Below are 19,784 nucleotides of genomic sequence, written 5' to 3'. Positions count from 1 at the left end.
GAAATGACATGCCCCGTTTCCTGAAAGAATTTTTCAACCGCAACGGCACCGGTATGGGGCTGGCGATTCTGGGTCTGGTGATCTTCTGGACCATCGGTCTGATCATCCTGCCTCAGCTGTCGATGCTGGATTTCTCCTTCCGGCCCAACCTGCCCCCGCCCGAGATTGGCGGGCCCAAGGATGTCTATACGCTGGAGAATTACAAATATCTGATCTACGGCCCCGAGGGAGGCAGTCAGGATTATAACGCAGTTGATCTGCGCGTGTTCTTCCGCACCTTGCTCGCTGCGGTCTGTGTGACGATCTTCAACCTGATCCTGTGCTACCCGATCGCCTATTATCTGGGTCAGTCCAAAGGCAGCCATATCCGCATCTTTGCGATCATGCTGATCATCCCTTACTGGATCAACGAGATCCTGCGCGCCTTTGCCCTGCGGATCATATTTGGCGAGACTGGCGTGCTGAACACCCTGTTCGTCGGCCTTGGCGTCTTCGATACGCCGTTCGACTTTATCCGCAACGACATCGCGCTCTATGCAGGGCTTGGTTATGCCTACATCCTGCTGATGATCTTCCCGATCTACAACGTGATCGAAAGTCTGGACCACAATCAGATCGAGGCCGCGCGCGATCTGGGTGCGCCGTGGTGGCGTATCCATTGGAGAGTGGTCATTCCCTATGCCAAGCCGGGGATCAGCTCGGGCTGTACGATGGTGTTCATGCTGTCGGCCGGTGCGCTGGCCGCTCCGCAGATTCTGGGCGGGCCGTCCAGCTTGTGGTTCACACAGCTGATCTATCAGCAATTCAACGATAACAATGACTGGCCGCAGGGGGCCGCCTACGCGATCGTTCTGCTGGTGACCTGTATCCTGTTCGTGCTGGCCGTGATGCGCCTGTTCAAGGTGAATATGGGGGATATCGGGAAATGAACCTGTCCTTCCTTCGTATCAGCATCTGGGTCTATCTGGCGATCTTCTTCCTGTATCTGCTGGGCCCGCTGGTGATCATGTCGGTCACAGCCTTCAACTCCTCCGCCTTCCCGCGAATGACCCCGTGGGAGTGTCTGACCTTCCAATGGTTCGGAGAACTGTTTCAGGATCAGCGCATCCTGAACGGCATCAAGAACTCGCTGATCATCGGGGCGGGCACGGTGGTTCTGTCGGTTGCGATGGGGCTGGCGGGGGCGCTGATGCTGACCCAAATCTGGCCTAAGCTGCGCGCGACCTATTACACGATCATCATCGCGCCGATCCTGATCCCCGGCGTGGTGCTGGGGATTTCGACACTGGTGTTCTGGGACCGGATCAACCGGATGCTGGGGCTGGGCGCGGACAGTGTGCTGTCGAACGGCATCTTCCTGACCGTGATCGGCCAGTCCACCTTTATCGCCAGTTATTGCATGCTGGTGCTGGTGGCACGCCTGCAGCGGTATGACGTGGCCCTGACCGAGGCCGCGCTGGACCTTGGCGCGACCCATGCGCAGGCGTTTCGCAAGATCCTGCTGCCGTTCATGCGTCCGGCGATTGCCAGCGCTGCGGTGCTGGCCTTTCTGGCGTCGTTTGAGAACTACAACACGACCACCTTCACCTTTGGCGAATACCCGACGCTGACCATCGAACTGGCTCAAAAGGTGCGGTACGGCATCACGCCTTCGATCTCGGCTTTGGCCTTCATCATCGTGGCGCTGACTGTGTTCTTTGCTCTGCTGAACGAGGCCAAGCTGAAACGGCAGGAGCTGGTGGCTGCCGCGCGCAAGAACGCCACGGTCGAGGAATTGGCGGGCAAGATCAAGTTGCCCAGCTTCTTCGCGGGCAACGTGGCGGCCCTTTTGGTGGTTGTCTTCGGCGTGGCCACGATCACCGTGGTTGGCACCGCGACAGCCTATAACCCTGCGCAATGCATCGCCAACGTCAAAGAGCAAAAGCAGCTTGAGGCAGAGCAACGTATTCAAGAACTGCGGAAGCAACGCGAAGAACGTCGCAAACAGCGCGAAGCGGAAGAGGCCGAACAGGGTGGTGCGCAATCAACGCCGAAACCGTCAAACAACAGCGGGTTTGGCAATGTGTTTGCACCGAACACGTTGGGCGGAGGCGACGAGGAGTCGACCTCGGAGCCGCAGCCGTCGACAAACGGTGGGTTCGGCGGGGCCTTTGATCCGAACAGTCTGAAGACAGACTAGCGACGTCAATCACGCCCGCCGGAATTATCCTTCGGCGGGCGTTTCTTTCTCAACGATCAATACATCACAGGCATCAATCACGTGCCCGTTCCACGTGACCGGTGTCGCGTTGTAGTTGATCAGGAAAACGTGGTGTTCAGTCTCGCGGCGGCGCAGACCACCGGGAACAGGGTGCAGTTTCAATCCCGTATGTTGGGCCGCCATTTGAACGACGCGATCCCATAGAGGCTCATCGGGAAACCCAGCGAGGTACCAAAGGGTATCTGTACCTGTAAGCGCGGGGCTGCCATCTGCATGAGTCAACAAGGCCGGAGCTGTTCCCGACAACCGCTCGACCCAATGCTGGGCCGCACCACCACCTGTGACGTTTCGTTGGATCGACGGTGGCAAGGTCTCAATCAGGTCAACTTCGCTGTCCAATCCGGTTAATCCGGGGCGGCCTGTGCTTGGGATCTGAAAATCGTGGGTGATCGCTCCGCTGCGCGGTCCAAGGATCGCCAGAGTGCATCCCTGTTGGATGCGATGCTCAAGGTCTTTGTCGATTGTCGCCAGGCCCGGTGCCAGAATGATTTTGTATCCGTTCTCTGGGATTGTGTCGGGTGAAAGGAAATCCACCGACAGTCCCGCGCGGCGCAGGGCGCGATAGGCCGAGAAAACCAGCCGGAAGTAATCAAATCCAGCGCCTTGAGGTTGCGTGGCCCATGCCCAGTCCGAGGCATAGTCGAACAGAATGGCAGCGTCCGCCCTTGTTTGGGCCACCTGACCGATTTCGGCCAAGGTGTCTGCAGTTTCCCGCGCCTCAGCTAATCCGGGGGCGGGGCGATCATTCGGCGTCAAAAGCCCAGCATGCATCTGTTCTTGTGCGAACGGTGCCTGACGCCAGCGGAAGTAGCTGACCACCTCGGCCCCATGGGCGACAGCCTCAAGCGACCAAAGCTTGACCATACCCGGCAGCGGCGCCGGGTTGTATGGGGCCCAGTTCACCGGGCCGGGTTGTTGCTCCATCACCCACCAGCGACCCCGCCCCACCGCGCGGTAGAGGTCGTGATGGAAGGCTTGCATGTCAGGATCACCCTGTTGCAAAAAGGCGGTCTTGTGCGCCTCGTCCACCTCAAGACGGTCAGACAGAAAGCCGATCGGATAGCTGTCCCATGTGGCGATATCCAAGTCCTCGCCCACCTTGAAATGGTCGAACTCCAGCACGCGACCCATGTAATTGTGCAACAACGGCGCATCGGTCAGCACGCGTAACACGTCCACTTGTGCCTTGTTGAACACCACCACCTGATCCGAGCTGAACCGGCGAAAGGCCAGAACATGGGCGGGGTTGGGTTCAGTCACAGTCAGGTTGGGCAGGTCAATCTGGTCGAACCCGTCATATTCCATCGACCAGAACACATTCCCCCACGCCGTATTGAGCGCGTCAATCGAACCATATTCCGTCTCAAGCCAGCTCTGAAACGCGACAAGCGCGACCGGGCTGTAGCTGAGGGTGGTCTCGTGGCAGCCGTATTCATTGTCGATCTGCCATGCTGCGATATGAGGGTTTCGGCCATAGCGTTCGCCCATGATACGGGTGATCCGCGCGCATTCCGCGATATAACCTTCATGGCTAAAGCAGTAGTGCCTGCGTGAACCAAATTTGCGCGGGCTTCCATCCGGGTTCGTTGCCAGCATGTCAGGATGTTTCTCAATCATCCACCGCGGAGGTGTGGCAGTCGGGGTTCCCAGAACCACTTTCAGACCGGCTGCTCCGAGTGTTTCAATAGCCCGATCCAGCCAGTCGAATTGCAAATCGCCCGGAGCAGGCTCCATCCGGCTCCAGGCGAATTCGCCAATCCGTACCCAGGACAGCCCGGTCTCGACCATGTGGGCGGCATCCTCAGCCCACATTTCTTCTGGCCAGTGTTCGGGGTAATAGCAGACGCCGAGTTCGGGCTTCATAGGATCACTCTGTATTCTGGCTGGCCTTGCCCCGCATTTGGGGCGGCAAAGGTCATACCGTTTGTGGGATGGTTTCTAAGCGTTTCGGCATCCAGCCCCTGGCGCGCGGTTGTGCAGAAAAGGGTTGTCAGATCGTCACCTCCAAACGCCGGGCATGACGTATGCGCCGCGTCAAAGGTCACGGCTTTCAGGAACTGCCCGTCAGGAGAATACACTGCGACGCGATGCGCACCCCATTGTGCGATCCATATCTGGCCTTCGGCATCTACCACCGCGCCGTCAGGGTTCAGGTGATCATCGCGCAGGTCAAGGAAAACGGTGCTGTCGCCTTCCGGCCAGCCAGTCTGAGGGTTCAGCGACCAGCGCATAACCTGTTTGGTTATTGTGTCAGAAAAATAGGCACAGGATCGGTCCGGCGCGAAACAGATGGCGTTCGAAATCGTGACATCTGGCACCAAACGGTGGACTTCGCCACGCCAAAACCGATAGATCGCCCCAGCCCCATGTTCCGCGTTCTTGCCCATCGTTCCGATCCAGAACCCGCCCCACGGATCAGCCCGGCCATCATTCGAACGCGTTATGGAATTGTCTGCCTCTAGTGTTGCGATCAACTCTTTTTCGCCAGTGTCCAGGCTGAACCGCCACAGGCCGGTTTCAGACGCAATAAGCAGCACGCCCCGGTTGACCCACCCTGCTGCTGAGACATGTTCATCGAATTGCCAGCTTTGGGGTGCGCCGTCACGTTGCGTGAGCAGCCGTTTTCCAAGAATGTCGAACCAGAACAGCTGTCGCCGACCGGGGTGCCACAGTGGCCCCTCGCCCAGCTCGCAGGGGCGATCGTCGTAGACGGAGTTCATCCAACCGCCTTGTCATAGGCCGCAACGATCTTGCGGGCGCGCTCGGCAATCTCGGGCACTGACATACCCGGTTTGAACAGGGCTGATCCTATGCCGAACCCATCTGCGCCGGCGTTGATCCACTCGCTAAAGTTTTCAGGGCCTGCGCCACCGACGGCGAAGACTTGTGTGCCTGCGGGCAAAACGGGGCGCAACGCAGCCAAACCCGCGGGGCCTGCCATCACACCGGGAAACAGCTTAAGGCCGGTTGCCCCGGCTTTGAGAGCATTGAAAGCCTCGGTCGGTGTATAGATGCCTGGCCAGCTTTGCAGGTTCAGACTGACCGATCGTTTGATGACGTCGATGTCGCAATTCGGTGAAACGATCAGCTTACCTCCGACACCGGCCACGGCTTCCACTTGATCTGTGGTCAAGACCGTACCAGCGCCAATCAGGGATTTTTCGCCGTATTTGTCGGCTAGAATCCCGATGCTTTCGAGCGGGTCGGGAGAGTTCAGCGGAACTTCGATTTTGTCGATGCCCGCGTCGATCAGGGCGGCGCCTGCATCTGCAGCTTCGGTAGGACGCAGTCCTCTGAGAATGGCGATAATGGGTCTGCTCATGCTGTTTGCCTCGTGCGGTTCCGGGCTTGACGCAGACCCTCCAGAGTGGCCTGGGTATTGTTCGCAATTTCAACAAATGCGCCCTGCTGTTTAAGCGCGTGCGCATAGATCTTGGAAAGGTTGTCCGCCCCGATGATTGCGATTTGTTGCCCCAGCCAGTAGGGGCGGGTGGCGGCCAGTTCTGCCCCGATGAGGTAACCGGACAATCGCGCGCGCGCGGTGCCCGGATCATCTGCGTTCAACAAATCCGATGCGCGCAGCCCAAACAAGCGTGCCGCCATCTGTTCGGGTTTCGACAGGGCGTCCGCCGTGGCCTCGGCAAAAGCGTCCTGATCCCAGCCGTCACCGACCGAGTGTCTGAGTACAGATTGCTCACTAAGCAGACTGAACATCTCGCCTGTCATGAAAGTTCGGAAACTGACGACCTCGTCGGCGCTGACCTGGACCCATTTGGTGTGCGTGCCGGGCAGGCATATCACACCATCCCAGTTCTTGCGCCCAGACAGGAAACCAGCGATTTGCGTTTCCTCTCCACGCATCACATCTGGCGGGGTAGCCTGTTTCAGTCCGGGCACCACAAAAGCGCGAATGCGGGGGTCTGTATTTGGTACACGAACAGGCGTTTCAGGCACCGGGGTCGTTGGCACGGCCGAGTAGGGGGCCTCAACCCAACCCTGGCGCGCGCCGACCATGCCGCAGGCGACGACATCGACCGGTGCGTCCCCTAACCAGTCATCGATCAGTTCCAACAGCGCGTTTTGAAACCCATCTTTCGGAAGCTTACCCATCCCTTTGTCGGATTGAGCCTGATCCAGAACGTTGCCGCCCTGCATGGCCCAAACCCGCAAGTGAGAGGTGCCCCAGTCCGCTGCAATCCATTCAATACTCATGGTGCTACCCCGTTACCACGACGCCGCCATCCACCACCATGCACTGTCCGGTCATGGCGCGGCTGGCGTTTGAGGCCAGAAACAAGGTGGGCGCAATCATATCCGCTGGCGTCAAATGTTCCTTGAGGCATTGGCGGTCCATGTGGGCGGCCAGATCCTCGGGCGTGGCCCACATATCCAGCTGTTTTTGCGTGAGAACCCAGCCGGGGGCCAGGGCGTTGACGCGGATGTTCTGCGGCCCCAACTCGCGCGCAAGCGACCGGGTCATGCCGGTGATACCGGCATTCGCGGTGGTGTAGATGGGATAGCCCGCATTCCCCATCATGTAGCTTATCGAGCTGAAATTGATGATCGCCCCGCCCGCCGTCATCTGCTGCGCGGCTTGTTGGCAGGCAAAGAAATAAGCCTTGAGGTTGACCTCGATCATCCAGTCCCAGAATTCGGGCGTGGTTTCTTCAAGCGTGTGGCGCTTGTCATTGGCAGCGTTGTTGACCAGCACGTTCAGGGGGCCATGTGCCTGGGCGGCTTGTTGCATGGTGGCGTGCAGTAAGTCGGTATCGGTCATGTCGCCTTGCAGGAATAAGGGTGCGCGGCCGTGCTTGTCGCGCATCTGTTCGACAAATTCGCTGGCGTCCGAGCGTCCGATAAAGGCCACATTGGCCCCTTGCGCCATGAACCCATCGGTCAGGGCTGCACCCACGCCGGACCCACCGCCGGTGATGTAGACCGAGGCCCCGTGCAGGTCGTGGAAGGTGGCGGGTTGGGTCATCAGTGGCTCTCTCGGGTGACAAGGCGGGTGTCTTTGCCCACCAGAAAATCAAGATCCGCGCCCTGATCGGCTTGCAGCACATGGTCGATGTAAAGCCGGGCATAGCCGCGGGTGTAGTGCGGATCGTCCGGTTGCCACGCGGCGCGGCGGGCGTCCAGCTCCTTTTCATCCACCAGCAGTTCCAGTTCGCCATTGCTGGCCGATACGCGGATGCGGTCTCCGGTCTTGACCAACGCCAGCGTGCCGCCCGCCTGCGCCTCGGGGCTGACATGCAGGATGACGGTGCCGAAAGCGGTGCCCGACATGCGCGCGTCCGAGATGCGGATCATGTCGCGCACGCCTTCTTTGACCAACTTGGCCGGGATCGGCATGTTGCCAACCTCGGGCATGCCCGGATAGCCCTTGGGGCCGCAACCCTTGAGCACCAAAATGGTCTCGGGCGTCACTGGCAGATCGTCGCGGTCGATATTGGCCTTCAGGTCTTCGATGCTTTCGAACACAAAGGCTTCGGCTTCGGTTTCCAGCAATTCATCTGTCGCCGCCGAGGGTTTCACGATTGCCCCGTTCGGCGCAAGATTGCCGCGCAGAACCCGCAGGCCCGCCGCAGGTTTCACCGGATCGTTGAAGGGTCGGATGACGTCGGTGTTGTAACATTCGGCCCCCTCATAATGGGCCGAGATGTCCTTGTTCAGAACGGTTATCGCAGGCCGTAAAAAGGGCTTCAGTTCGTTCAGCACTACCGGAACACCACCGGCATAGCAGAAATCCTCCATCAGGTATTGGCCCGAGGGCATACAGTTCACCAGCAGCGGAATTTCTGACCCGATTTCAAAATCCTTCAGCGTCAGGTCCACGCCCACGCGACCCGCCAGCGCCAGCAGATGAACCACCGCGTTGGTCGACCCGCCCACGGCGGCATTGGTCAGGATTGCGTTCTGAAACGCCTCTTTGGTCAGGATATCCGAGGGTTTGAGGTCTTCGTCCACCATCTCGACAATCCGTTTGCCGGTCAGATGCGCCAGCGCCATGCGGCGCGCATCAACGGCGGGCAGCGCCGCATTGGTGGGCAGGGACATGCCCATCGCCTCAACCAAGGACGCCATAGTGGAGGCCGTGCCCATGGTCATGCAGACACCCTTACTGCGCGACATGCCGGATTCAGCGTTCATGAAATCCTGCAGGGTCATTTCGCCCGCGCGGACCTCTTCCGAGAACTTCCACACATCCGTGCCCGAGCCGATATCTTTGCCCTTGAACTTGCCGTTCAGCATCGGGCCGGAACTGACCACGATCGACGGCAGATCGACCGAGGCCGCGCCCATCAACTGGCCCGGCGTGGTCTTGTCGCACCCGCCCAGCAGGACAACTCCGTCGATACCATAGGCGCGGATGGATTCCTCTACATCCATGGCCAGCAGGTTGCGGAACAGCATGGCGGTGGGCTTCATCTGGGTCTCGCCCAGCGACATGACCGGGAACTCGACCGGGAAGCCGCCGGCCTCCCATACGCCGCGTTTGACGCCCTCGGCCAGATCGCGCAGGCCCGAGTTGCAAGGCGTCAGTTCCGACCATGTGTTGCAGATGCCGATGATGGGGCGGCCATCAAAAGCGTGATCTGGAAAGCCCTGGTTTTTCATCCACGAGCGGTGGATGAACCCGTCCTTGTCCAGCTTTCCATACCAGTGTTCTGATCGGCGTTTCTTGGTCATTTGCGAAGCCCTTTCAAGCGGCTTTGGCGGGCTGGCACCAGTCCGGCAACCAGTCGGAATGAGCGGTCAGCAGATCGCTGACCAGATGGCGGATCTGGCGCAGGTCCAGCTCGGCGGCGGTGTGGGGGTCCATCATCGCGGCGTGATAGATGTGTTCGGGGTTCTGGTCGACCAGCGCGCGGACTGTCAGTTCCTGGACGTTTATCTGGCTGCGCATCAGCGCGATCAGTTGCGGCGGGATGTCGGTGACGACCGAAGGCTGCACGCCGTTGCTGTCTACCAGGCAGGGGGTTTCAACCGCAGCACCCAGCGGCAATTGCGGGATTTGGCCCGTGTTGGGCAGGTTGCCGTAAGCGACATAGGGCGTGTCAGTGACGATGGCGTTCATCAGGTCGGCGGCGAATTCATGGCTGCGGGTCACGTCGATATCGCGCCCATCCGTCAGGGTCTTGGCCTGTTCCTGCCAAGCGGCGACCTGCTCCTCGCAGCGGGTGGGATATTCGTCCAGCGGGATCGAGAATTGCTCGATCAAATCCTGCCGCCCGTCTTTGATGAACCATGGCACGTATTCGGCCAGATGTTCAGAGCTTTCGGTGCAGAAATAGCCCAGATGATCCATCACCTCGTACCGCACCTTGTTGGGGCATCGCGGCATCAGCAGCGGTGGCTTCGGTATTTGCCCACTGGCATATCCCTGCCGCAAGGCGGGGTAGAGGTCGCGCCCCTGATGCTCTAGCCGCAGAAAGAAGGCAACGTGGTTCACCCCGGCGACCTTGTGGCGGATGTCATGCTTGGGCAGATCCAGATCGTTGGCCAGCTCTTCGATTGTGTTCTGGACCGAATGGCACAGGCCCACATGCTTCAGCGCCGGAAAGTGCTCGGCCAGGGCCCATGTGTTGATAGCCATCGGGTTGACATATTGCAGCAGGGTGGCATTGGGGCACAGCTGCATAATGTCCTGCGCTATGTCCCACAGCACAGGCACGGTGCGCAGCCCGCGCATGATGCCGCCGACACCCAAAGTATCGGCAATGGTCTGGCGCAACCCGTATTGCTTGGGGATTTCGAAATCCGTCACTGTGCAGGGCTTGTAGCCACCGACCTGAAACGCGGTGATCACGAAATCAGCCCCATCCAGCGCTGCGCGGCGGTCGGTATGGGTGGTGACACTGGCCCCAGTGCCAACCGAGCGGATCATGGCATCAGCGACGGTTTCGCTTTCGGCCAGCCGGTTGGGGTCGATGTCCATCAGGGCAAAGTGGCTGTCGGCCAGAGATGGGGTCAGCAGCGCGTCACCCACGATATTGCGCATGAAGATGGTCGAGCCCGCTCCGATAAAGGCAATCTTTACCATGTTGCAAACCTCTGATTTGATGTCATTTCACTGCCCCCAGCGTCAGGCCCGCGATGAAGTGTTTCTGCATCAGGAAGAACATGGCCACCGGCGGAAGGGCGGCGACGATGGAACCCGCGCTCATGAGTTGGTAGGCTGCGCGGAACTGGGCGTTGAAGCTGGTAATGCCCGCCGTGACCGGCTGGCTTTCGGCACCCTGGGTCAACACGACGGCCCAGAAATAGTCGTTCCAGATGAAGGTGAAGATCAGCACGCTGAGCGCGGCAATCGCCGGTTTCATCAGTGGCAGGACCACGTACCAGAAGATGCGGACCTCGCTGATACCTTCGACCCGTGCGGCTTCGATCAACTCGAACGGCAGGGCGCGGATGAAGTTGCGCATGAACAGCGTGCAGAACCCAGTCTGAAACGCAATGTGGAACAGTACCAGCCCGGTTTTGGTGTTATAGAGGCCAAGTTCCAGCGTCAGGTCGCGCACAGGCACCATCAGGATCTGGAAGGGTACGAAATTGCCTGCGACGAACAGAAAGAAAATCCACAGGTTCGAGCGGAACTTGTAGATGCCCAATGCAAAACCGGTCATGCAGCTGAGAGCCACCGCGCCGATCACGGTGGGGATGGTGATCAGGAATGAATTCAGCAGGTAGCGCGGCATGTCGGAATTGAAGAACACCTGCCCATAGTTGACCGCGCCCTCAAAGCTAGAGGGCAGGCCCCAATAATTAGCGTTGGTAAAGTCTGCCGCCGGTTTGACCGAGAACAGCGCTACGGCAAGCAACGGCCCCAGCCACAGAAGCAGCGCAATGGGCAGCATCGCCTGATAGGTGATCTGGGCCGCGCGGGGTTGTTTTTCTATGGGTTTGGGGAACATGTCAGTGCCCCCTTTCTTCGCGGTACATCGACCACAGGAAATAGGCGATGAAACACAGCATGATCAGGAACAGGATCACGGCGATCGCCGCGCCATATCCCATGCGGAACCCGTATTCGGACAGGGCGACCTCGAACATGTAATAGGCCAGTACGCGGGACGACCCAAAAGGCCCGCCCTGGGTCATGATCGAGATCAGGTCAAAGCTGCGCAGCGCGCCGATGATTGTCACGACAAAGGCGATGAAGGTAGCGGGGCGCAGTTGGGGCAGGATGATGTGCCACAGCATCCGCCAGCCTTTTGCACCGTCCAGACGTCCGGCCTCGATCTGTTCGGGATCCACGGCGTTCAGGCCGGTGAGGTAGAGGATCATGCAATAGGCGGTCTGCGGCCAAAGGCCCGCGACGATGATACCATAGGTCACGAACCGCTCATCCCCCAGCACGTTCAGAGGGCCGAGGCCGAAGAAGCCTAGGAATTCGTTTAGCAGGCCGAAGGTGGGGTCGTAGAACCATGTAAAGACCAGCCCCACCACGACCTGAGAGATCACGAAGGGGAAGAAGAACAGCGACTTATAAAGGCGTATGCCCGCAACCGTCTGGTTCAGGAACAGCGCGATGAACAGACCCGCCGGGATCGCGGCCAGATATAGGATCAGCCAGATCAGATTGTTCTTGAGCGAGGTATAGAACGCATCCCGGTCGACCCACTCCCAGTACAGGTCTTCGTAATTGCGAAACCCCACATATTCCGCCGCGCCCAACCCGTCCCATTCGTAAAGCGACAGGTTGAAAGACTGAAAGACCGGGATGATCACATAGACCATGAAGAACAGCAGGCCGGGGGCAAGAAACAGCCACGGTGCGATACGCTGTTGGTTTCTGTGGAACCAGCTTTCGTGTTCAGGGGTGTCGACTGCGGACATGGGACTTCCGTGGTTGTTCGGCGGTGTCAGGCGGGTTGGCACCCGCCTGACGCTGTACGTGGATCAGGCCGGACCGAAGTCCGGCCTGCCCGGATCAGTTCTCGTAAATCCGGCCGCGAGCGCGTTCCAGTTTGGACAGGATGCGGTCCAGATTGTCGGGTTTGACCATGAACTCCTGGAAGCCTTCCATTGAGACTTTGGCCATTTCCGCTGGTGCATCGCGGTCCCAGAACTGGGCGACGCCGCCGGGGCTGTTGGTCGACAGCATCTCGAACCCTTGCAGCAGGAATTTGTCGTCATCCACCGAAGATTTTGCGTTGATCGGCAACTGACCGAGGTTCTGGCCGTTGTTGATCTGGGTCTGCACCTCGGGCGAAACGACAAAGCGCAGGAATTCACGCGCGGCTTCTTTGTTCGAGGCGTTCGATGGGATGTGGAACGTGTCGGTTGGCGCGTCCTCGGCCAGTTCGACATCGGGGTTGATGGCGACGAACTGGTAGAAATCCAGTTGGTCATCCGTCAGACCCGCTTCGCGCAGGGGGGCCACTGCGAAATTGCCCATCAGATAGGCCGCGGCGTCGCCATTGACCATGAAGGGCAGGGCCTCTTGCCAGCTATAGGTCTGGTGGTTGTCGACGAATGCGCCCATGTCGATCAACTGACGCCAGTTGGCAAAAGTCTGTTTGACGCGGTCGTCTTCCCAGCTGACTTCGCCATTGGCCAGTTGCTGATGGAAATCGAACCCGTTGGTGCGCATGTTGAGGTAGTCGAACCAGCCCCCGGCGGTCCAAAGGAACTTGGTGCCGATCGTATAGCAGGCGCGGCCGGACTCGACGATCTTCTGACAGTTCGCCAGCTCTTCTTCCCAAGTCGTAGGCTCGGACAGGCCCAGCTCATCGAAGATGTCTTTGCGGTAGTACACGCCCCACTGGTAATAGGTATAAGGTACGCCCCATTGCTTGCCATCGATGGTCATGGCGCCCTTTGTCGAGGCGAGGTTTTCACCGATTTCGGGTTCAGCCCATAGGTCCGAGACGTCTTCGAACAGGCCGGCCTCGACATAGGGTTTCATGCGGTTGGCGGCGTACCAGTTGGCCACATCGGGAGTATCGGCGGTCAGGAAGTTGCGGATCTGGGTCTTGTAGGCTTCGCGGTCGATCACGGTGGTTTCGATCTCAAGCCCCGGATGTTTAGCTGCGAATTGATCGATCATCGCCTCCATCGTCGCGCGTGGCGCCGGGTTCGATGTATCAAGGAAAATCCGAAGCTCGCCGGTCAACTCGGCATAGGCCGGAATGGCAAGTGCAACGCTCATGGCCAGCGCGGCCGTTGTGCGCTTGTAGATGGAATGCATGGTTTCCTCCCTTAGCTTCCATATGGTTCCATATTGTGGAACTCAGTTTTATATGTTGAAAACTACACATCGACTCGGTTAGTCTTGTCAAGACCCTCGTGGCCTCGGCCATCGGGTAAGTGGAGGAGAATGCGCGCCCGTGGCTGGTGACGGAACGATAGGTAAAGCATGTGATGTGCTGGATCAGGTTGCGGCTTTCGCGCGTCCGGTTCGCTTTGGCGAATTGCTTGAGCACAGCGATTTCCCAAAGGCCACGCTATATCGGTTTCTCCAATCGCTGACCAATCAGGGTATGTTGTCTTATGACCCCGACAGACAGACCTATGCGCCGGGTCTGCGTCTGGTCCGTCTGGCCCACGCAGCGTGGACCCAAAGCTCACTCGCGCCGATTGCCCGGCCATTTTTGGACGCGCTTAGCCGTGAAACCGGGGAAACTGTTCATTTGGCGCAGCTGGATTCCGGTCAGGTTTTGTACGTCGACAAAAGAAACGCGACGCAGCCGGTCGAAATGTATTCGCAAGCGGGAAAGGTGGGTCCTGCCTATTGCACGGGTGTCGGCAAGGCGATGATGGCACATTTGGAGCCTGACCAACTGGCCAAAGCTTTGTCACAGCAGAGCTTTCATCGCTTTACAGACAAGACGCTCGCTTCCGAGCAGCTATTGCGCGCTGATCTGGTTGCGATCCGAGAGCGCGGATATGCCGTTGATGATGAAGAGCATGAGCCCGGCATCATCTGCGTTGCCTGCCCAGTCCTGACCGAAGGGGGGCGCATGCTGGGGGCGATCTCGATCACTGGGTCAACCGAGCGGATGAGTTTTGCCCAGCTACAAGCTTGGGTGCCTCGGGTCCGCCGTGTGGCCGATCAGATCGGAGCTGAGGCGCAGTCATGGCGGTTCCCGGAAACCCGCCCAAACGGAAATAGCGACAGGATGCAAGGGACATGACAGGGGTCACTCTGAACGGTGCGATCAAGCGATATGGCGAGACGCAGGTTATTCATGGAATCGATCTGCAGATCGAAGACGGAGAGTTTTGTGTTTTCGTTGGCCCTTCCGGGTGCGGTAAGTCCACACTGCTGCGAATGATTGCTGGACTTGAGGAAACCACCGAAGGCGAAATCCACATCGGTGCAAGAGATGTGACACATCTGGACCCGGCCAAGCGTGGCGTTGCGATGGTGTTCCAGACTTACGCACTCTACCCGCACATGACTGTGGCCGAGAATATGGGGTTTGGCCTGCGCATGAACGGCGTGGCGAAAGCCGAGATAAACCAAAAGGTTCAGGAGGCTTCGGCCATTCTGAAGTTGGACCAATACCTGAAACGGAAACCAAAGGCTTTGTCCGGCGGTCAGCGTCAGCGTGTTGCCATTGGCCGGGCCATTGTACGCGGTCCCGACGTGTTCCTGTTCGACGAGCCGTTGTCGAACCTTGACGCCGAATTGCGGGTCGAGATGCGGGTTGAGATCGCGCGCCTTCACAATGAAATCGGCGCAACCATGATCTATGTGACCCACGATCAGGTCGAGGCGATGACTATGGCCGACAAGATCGTCGTTCTGCGAGACGGTCGGATCGAACAGGTCGGGGCTCCGATGGATTTGTACCGCGACCCGGACAACAGATTCGTTGCCGGGTTCATTGGTTCGCCAGCGATGAACTTTTTGGAATGTGACGTGGTTGATGGCCGTGTAACGCACCCCGCGTTCAATCATCCTGTACCGGTGACGTCTTCTGTCCCCGCAAATGCGACGAAAGTGACGCTGGGGATACGGCCTGAGCACCTTCTGGTCGATCGTACAGGTGATACCTGCACCGTGGACCTGACCGAAGCGCTTGGCGGTGTCAGCTATTCTTATCTGTTGACCGCAAATGGTGACAAGCTGATCATCGAAGAGCGTGACGATGAACGCAGCAAACAAGGCGCACGAATCGGAATCTCGTTTTCGGCCGAGCGGGCGATGTTGTTTGACAACGAAACAGGCGAACGGCTGCGATAGTCTTTGTAGATTTTGGGCTAGAAGGGCGTCGCGCATTGAGTTCGACGCCTTTTTAGTTATTTGAGTGTGGATTTTGTATCCAATATCCGATAACGCAAAGAAAAGCAGCGCATGCGCTGCGTTCTCAAACTTGTGTTTTCGAAGGATTGTCCGATGACCACCAACGTTTTTACCGGCACTATGCCCGCGCTCATGACCCCATGCACAGCGGATCGCCAGCCGGATTTTGACGCTTTGGTTCGCAAAGGACGTCAGATGATAGACACAGGCATGTCGGCGGTTGTCTATTGCGGCTCGATGGGGGATTGGCCGTTGTTGACTGATGCGCAACGCATGGAAGGGGTAGAACGTCTGGTCGATGCCGGTCTGCCCGTCGTTGTCGGCACCGGAGCAATCAACACCAAGTCTGCTGTTGCCCATGCCGCCCACGCACAAAAAGTCGGAGCTGTAGGGCTTATGGTGATCCCACGTGTTCTGTCCCGTGGTAGCTCTCCGACTGCGCAGCGGAACCACTTCAAGGCGATTCTGAATGCCGCACCGGACGTGCCCGCGATTATTTACAATAGTCCCTATTATGGGTTCACAACACGTGCTGACTTGTTCTTTGCTTTGCGCGCGGAACATCCCAACCTGATCGGTTTCAAAGAGTTCGGGGGCAAGGATGACCTGCGTTATGCGGCTGAAAATATCACCAGCCAAGACGATCAAGTCACGCTTATGGTCGGGGTTGATACCGAGGTTTACCACGGTTTTGTCAATTGCGGTGCCACCGGCTCGATCACCGGGATTGGGACTGCATTGCCACGCGAAGCGCTATTGCTGGCCGCGTTGTCTAAAAAAGCAGCCAAAGGCCACGCCGAAGCCCGCCAACGCGCACAAGAGCTGACCGAGGCAATTCATGTATTGTCCAGCTTTGACGAAGGGCCTGATCTGGTGCTCTACTACAAACACCTGCTGGTTCTGAACGGGGAAGAGGAATACCGTCTGCACTTCAACGAAACAGATGAACTGACAGATGCACAACGCAACTATTGCGAACAGCAATACGCGCTGTTCGGTGCATGGTTCGCAAACTGGTCGAAACAGGGTGGAGTGATCGCTGAATGCATGTGATCGACAGCCATACCGGTGGGGAGCCCACGCGGGTCATCCTTGACGGCGCGCCGGATCTGGGGACCGGTCCCTTGGCTGACCGTGCACGGAGGTTGGAGGCCGATCACAAAGAGTTCTACCGCTCCATCCTTCTTGAACCACGTGGACAACCGGCAATGGTCGGTGCCTTGTTGGTTGAACCGGTCGACCCAACCTGCGTGACTGGTGTGATCTATTTCGACGTAGATGCGGTGTTGGGTATGTGTGGCCACGGCACAATCGGGCTGGCGGTTACACTGGCTCATCTGGGCCGCATTGATGTCGGAGAGCACCGAATTGAAACTCCTGCCGGTGTGGTGGCGGTTACTCTGCATGACGAAAACACTGTTACAGTCAGGAATATCGAAAGCCGACGGGTCCATAGTGACGTGACAATAATCGTACCGGGCCACGGTGAAATCGTGGGCGACGTTGCCTACGGGGGCAATTGGTTCTTTATTGTTGATCCCAGCCCGATCCCTGTAACGTCTGACAGAATTCGCGCGTTGACCGATCTGACTGTTGCCATCCGCAAGGCGTCGATCGCGCAGGGCATCGGGGGCGAAAAGGGCGAGCTGATTGATCATGTCATCCTTCAGGACACGCCAATTGACCCGGACCTTCACAGCCGCAACTTTGTGCTGTGCCCGGACGACAATTACGACCGTTCGCCTTGCGGGACGGGATGCTCGGCCCTGTTGGCCTGTATGGCGGCAGATGGTGCTTTGGTCCCAGGCGAGGAAATCGTTCAACAAAGCATTATTGGTAGCACGTATCGCCTGTCGTATCAGCCTGGCAAAGAAGGTGGAGTTATCCCTTCGATTACCGGGCAGGCTCATATAATGGCCCAGGCCAATTTGATTTTTGCCTCAGCTGATCCGTTCCGCAACGGCATTCAGTTATGACTCAGCAGGTTGTTGTCATCGGGGCCGGAGTCATCGGCATCACAACCGCGCTGGAGTTACAGCGCCGGGGACACTCGGTGCTGGTGTTGGACAAAGACGGAGTCGCCGCGCAAACCTCGGCCGGAAATGCCGGGGCTTTTGCCTTCCCCGAGGTCGAACCGCTGGCGACACCTGGCATCATGCGCAAAGCGCCGAAATGGTTGCTGGACCCGCTGGGCCCGTTGTCGATACCTCCTGCCTATGCGTTCAAGATTGCACCTTGGATGTATCGCTTTTGGCGGGCTAGCCAGCCGTCGCGCTATGCGGATTTGTTGGGCGCGCAGTCGAACCTTATGAAGATTTCCAGCGCCGCTCTGGAGCGACTGATCCCTTCTGTTAATGGCGAAGAGATGATGCAGCGCGATGGGCAGCTGCAATTGTATGAGTCCCAGGCCGAATATCACGCCAGCCTGCCAACCTGGGATCTTAGACGCGCGCACGGAATCGAGTTTGAACTGCTTGAGACTCCCGAGGCGATCGCCGAGAAACAGCCGGGACTTAGCCGACGGTTCACTCATGCTGGTTTCACCCCAAACTGGCTTAACGTGATCGATCCAAAGCAGTGGGTCGACCATTTGGCCAAATCGTTTCGTGAAAGGCAGGGGCGGATCGAAATACGCAATATTCGCGCGTTGACTCCGTTAGAACATGGTGTGCGGATAACCGTTGACGACGGGACACTGGACGCAACAAAAGTTGTTGTGGCTGCGGGTGCCTGGTCGCATCATCTGGCGCAAACACTGGGCGACCATATCCCGCTAGAAACCGAGCGCGGCTACAACACAACCCTGCCACCCGGCGCTTTCGATCTGCGGATGCATCTGACCTTTTCAAGACACGGGTTTGTCGCCAGCCGCATCAACGGCGGCGTGCGCATCGGTGGTGCAGTCGAATTGGGTGGGCTGACTTTGCCTCCCAATTTCAAGCGCGCCGACACGCTGCTGAACAAAGCGATTCAATTTCTGCCGGGGTTGAGCACGGCGGGGGGAACGCAATGGATGGGCCACAGGCCATCCCTGCCGGATAGTATCCCGGTCATTGGGGCGGCTACGCACGCACCTGATGTCATTTATGCCTTTGGGCATGGGCATCTGGGGCTCACTCAATCGGCGGGTACGGCCGAACTTGTAGCAGGGCTGATCGACGACGATGAACTGCCCATCCCGATGACGCCTTACGCGGCTACTCGATTTTAGAGAAGTCAAATGCGCAGCGTCAAAACACTCCACGTCATATCGGCCCATGCAGAGGGTGAAGTGGGTGACGTCATCGTAGGGGGTGTGTTGCCCCCGCCCGGAGATACCCTGTGGGAACAGCGCTCGTTCGTTGCGCAGGATCAGACTTTGCGCAATTTTGTACTCAATGAACCCCGCGGTGGTGTCTTTCGCCACGTGAACCTTTTGGTGCCGCCCAAACATCCCGACGCGGATGCCGCATTCATCATCATGGAACCCGAAGATACGCCGCCCATGTCCGGTTCGAACGCGATCTGCGTCGCCACCGTTTTGCTGGACAGCGGTATGATCCCGATGCAAGAGCCGGAAACGCATCTGACGCTGGAAGCGCCGGGAGGTCTGGTCCGGGTTCGTGCTGACTGTCGCGATGGCAAAGCCGAGCGTATTCATGTTCGGAACCTCCCCAGTTTTGCGGACAAAACTGCCGCTACACTGGATGTGCCCGGTGTGGGGGAGCTGGTCGTTGACACAGCATATGGCGGCGACAGCTTTGTCGTGGTCGACGCGGCGACATTGGGTTTTGATATCGTAGCGCACGAGGCTCGGGACCTCGCGCGCATTGGGGTAGCGATTACCAATGCTGCGAATGAACAGCTGGGTTTTACCCACCCTCAGAACCCGGATTGGACCCATATCTCATTCTGCGCGTTTTGTGGACCGGTTCAGGCGACTCCGACTGGCTTGACCGGAAAATCTGCCGTGGCGATACAACCGGGCAAGATCGACCGCTCGCCAACGGGAACGGCTGTCTCGGCTCGAATGGCCTTGATGGCCGCCAAGGGAGAGCTGGCTGTTGGTCAAACATTCGAGGCTGTTTCGATCATTGGTTCGCGTTTCACAGGCTGCATTACCGGGCATGCGGATCTGGAAGGCAGACCTGCTATTATCCCCGAGATCAGCGGCCGGGGTTGGATCACCGGTACCCATCAGCACATGCTGGATCCCGATGACCCATGGCAAGGCGGGTATCGGTTAAGCGACACTTGGGGCGTTTAGACGACACCGTGCCTTGCAGGCAT

The 19,784-nt window shown here is 58.4% G+C and carries 18 protein-coding genes; 8 read left to right on the top strand and 10 right to left on the bottom strand.

Features of this window, described 5'->3' with window-relative positions; translation table 11 throughout:
• Positions 1–8 precede the first annotated feature (8 nt).
• Positions 9–929 (top strand): ABC transporter permease, encoded by a 921-nt coding sequence (locus J7380_RS13290; RefSeq protein ID WP_209196259.1) that lies wholly within the window; start codon positions 9–11, stop codon positions 927–929.
• Positions 926–2,179 (top strand): ABC transporter permease, encoded by a 1,254-nt coding sequence (locus J7380_RS13285; protein ID WP_209196258.1) that lies wholly within the window; start codon positions 926–928, stop codon positions 2,177–2,179. Before J7380_RS13290 ends, J7380_RS13285 begins: the two co-directional genes overlap by 4 nt.
• Before the next feature lie 24 nt (positions 2,180–2,203).
• Here J7380_RS13285 and J7380_RS13280 read toward each other — a convergent pair whose 3' ends face one another.
• The 10 genes from J7380_RS13280 to J7380_RS13235 form a co-directional block, all read right to left on the bottom strand.
• Positions 2,204–4,123 carry a beta-galactosidase gene (locus J7380_RS13280; protein WP_209196257.1) on the bottom strand — a complete coding sequence of 640 codons (1,920 nt, stop codon included), beginning with the start codon at positions 4,121–4,123 and terminating at the stop codon, positions 2,204–2,206.
• On the bottom strand, positions 4,120–4,980 hold the full coding sequence (locus J7380_RS13275; RefSeq protein ID WP_209196256.1) for an SMP-30/gluconolactonase/LRE family protein: 861 nt from the start codon (positions 4,978–4,980) through the stop codon (positions 4,120–4,122). Before J7380_RS13275 ends, J7380_RS13280 begins: the two co-directional genes overlap by 4 nt.
• Positions 4,977–5,582 carry a 2-dehydro-3-deoxy-6-phosphogalactonate aldolase gene (locus J7380_RS13270; RefSeq protein WP_209196255.1) on the bottom strand — a complete coding sequence of 202 codons (606 nt, stop codon included), beginning with the start codon at positions 5,580–5,582 and terminating at the stop codon, positions 4,977–4,979. The genes J7380_RS13275 and J7380_RS13270 overlap by 4 nt, the downstream gene beginning before the upstream one ends.
• Entirely contained in the window at positions 5,579–6,472 is an 894-nt protein-coding gene (locus tag J7380_RS13265) for a 2-dehydro-3-deoxygalactonokinase (protein WP_209196254.1), read from the bottom strand. Before J7380_RS13265 ends, J7380_RS13270 begins: the two co-directional genes overlap by 4 nt.
• 4 nt (positions 6,473–6,476) lie before the next feature.
• A complete protein-coding gene (locus J7380_RS13260) occupies positions 6,477–7,241 on the bottom strand; it encodes an SDR family oxidoreductase (protein WP_209196253.1) in 765 nt (254 codons plus the stop codon).
• Positions 7,241–8,950 carry an IlvD/Edd family dehydratase gene (locus tag J7380_RS13255; RefSeq protein WP_209196252.1) on the bottom strand — a complete coding sequence of 570 codons (1,710 nt, stop codon included), beginning with the start codon at positions 8,948–8,950 and terminating at the stop codon, positions 7,241–7,243. Before J7380_RS13255 ends, J7380_RS13260 begins: the two co-directional genes overlap by 1 nt.
• A gap of 13 nt (positions 8,951–8,963) precedes the next feature.
• Complete coding sequence (locus J7380_RS13250; RefSeq protein WP_209196251.1) at positions 8,964–10,304, bottom strand: alpha-glucosidase/alpha-galactosidase; 1,341 nt, start codon at positions 10,302–10,304, stop codon at positions 8,964–8,966.
• Between the two features lie 22 nt (positions 10,305–10,326).
• Positions 10,327–11,175 carry a carbohydrate ABC transporter permease gene (locus tag J7380_RS13245; RefSeq protein WP_170355113.1) on the bottom strand — a complete coding sequence of 283 codons (849 nt, stop codon included), beginning with the start codon at positions 11,173–11,175 and terminating at the stop codon, positions 10,327–10,329.
• Position 11,176: 1 nt separating this feature from the next.
• Complete coding sequence (locus J7380_RS13240) at positions 11,177–12,100, bottom strand: sugar ABC transporter permease (RefSeq protein ID WP_209196250.1); 924 nt, start codon at positions 12,098–12,100, stop codon at positions 11,177–11,179.
• Between the two features lie 94 nt (positions 12,101–12,194).
• Positions 12,195–13,454, bottom strand: a complete 1,260-nt coding sequence (locus J7380_RS13235) for an ABC transporter substrate-binding protein (protein WP_209196249.1) — start codon at positions 13,452–13,454, stop codon at positions 12,195–12,197.
• 139 nt (positions 13,455–13,593) lie between these two features.
• Here J7380_RS13235 and J7380_RS13230 point away from each other — a divergent pair, with 139 nt between their 5' ends.
• From J7380_RS13230 to J7380_RS13205, 6 genes are all read left to right on the top strand, one after another.
• A complete protein-coding gene (locus tag J7380_RS13230) occupies positions 13,594–14,400 on the top strand; it encodes an IclR family transcriptional regulator (RefSeq protein ID WP_209196248.1) in 807 nt (268 codons plus the stop codon).
• Entirely contained in the window at positions 14,397–15,455 is a 1,059-nt protein-coding gene (gene ugpC, locus J7380_RS13225; RefSeq protein WP_209196247.1) for a sn-glycerol-3-phosphate ABC transporter ATP-binding protein UgpC, read from the top strand. Before J7380_RS13230 ends, ugpC begins: the two co-directional genes overlap by 4 nt.
• A gap of 153 nt (positions 15,456–15,608) precedes the next feature.
• Positions 15,609–16,568, top strand: coding sequence for a dihydrodipicolinate synthase family protein (locus J7380_RS13220; protein WP_209196246.1), 960 nt, complete (start codon positions 15,609–15,611; stop codon positions 16,566–16,568).
• On the top strand, positions 16,559–17,491 hold the full coding sequence (locus J7380_RS13215; RefSeq protein ID WP_209196245.1) for a proline racemase family protein: 933 nt from the start codon (positions 16,559–16,561) through the stop codon (positions 17,489–17,491). Before J7380_RS13220 ends, J7380_RS13215 begins: the two co-directional genes overlap by 10 nt.
• Entirely contained in the window at positions 17,488–18,726 is a 1,239-nt protein-coding gene (locus J7380_RS13210; RefSeq protein ID WP_209196244.1) for an FAD-binding oxidoreductase, read from the top strand. The genes J7380_RS13215 and J7380_RS13210 overlap by 4 nt, the downstream gene beginning before the upstream one ends.
• Before the next feature lie 9 nt (positions 18,727–18,735).
• Positions 18,736–19,761 (top strand): proline racemase family protein, encoded by a 1,026-nt coding sequence (locus tag J7380_RS13205; RefSeq protein WP_209196243.1) that lies wholly within the window; start codon positions 18,736–18,738, stop codon positions 19,759–19,761.
• The last annotated feature ends 23 nt before the right edge of the window (positions 19,762–19,784 follow it).

Origin of the sequence: Ruegeria sp. R8_1, assembly GCF_017743815.1 — a bacterium.
GTDB classification, from domain to species: domain Bacteria; phylum Pseudomonadota; class Alphaproteobacteria; order Rhodobacterales; family Rhodobacteraceae; genus Ruegeria; species Ruegeria lacuscaerulensis_A.
This window is presented reverse-complemented; position numbering and strand designations above follow the sequence as displayed.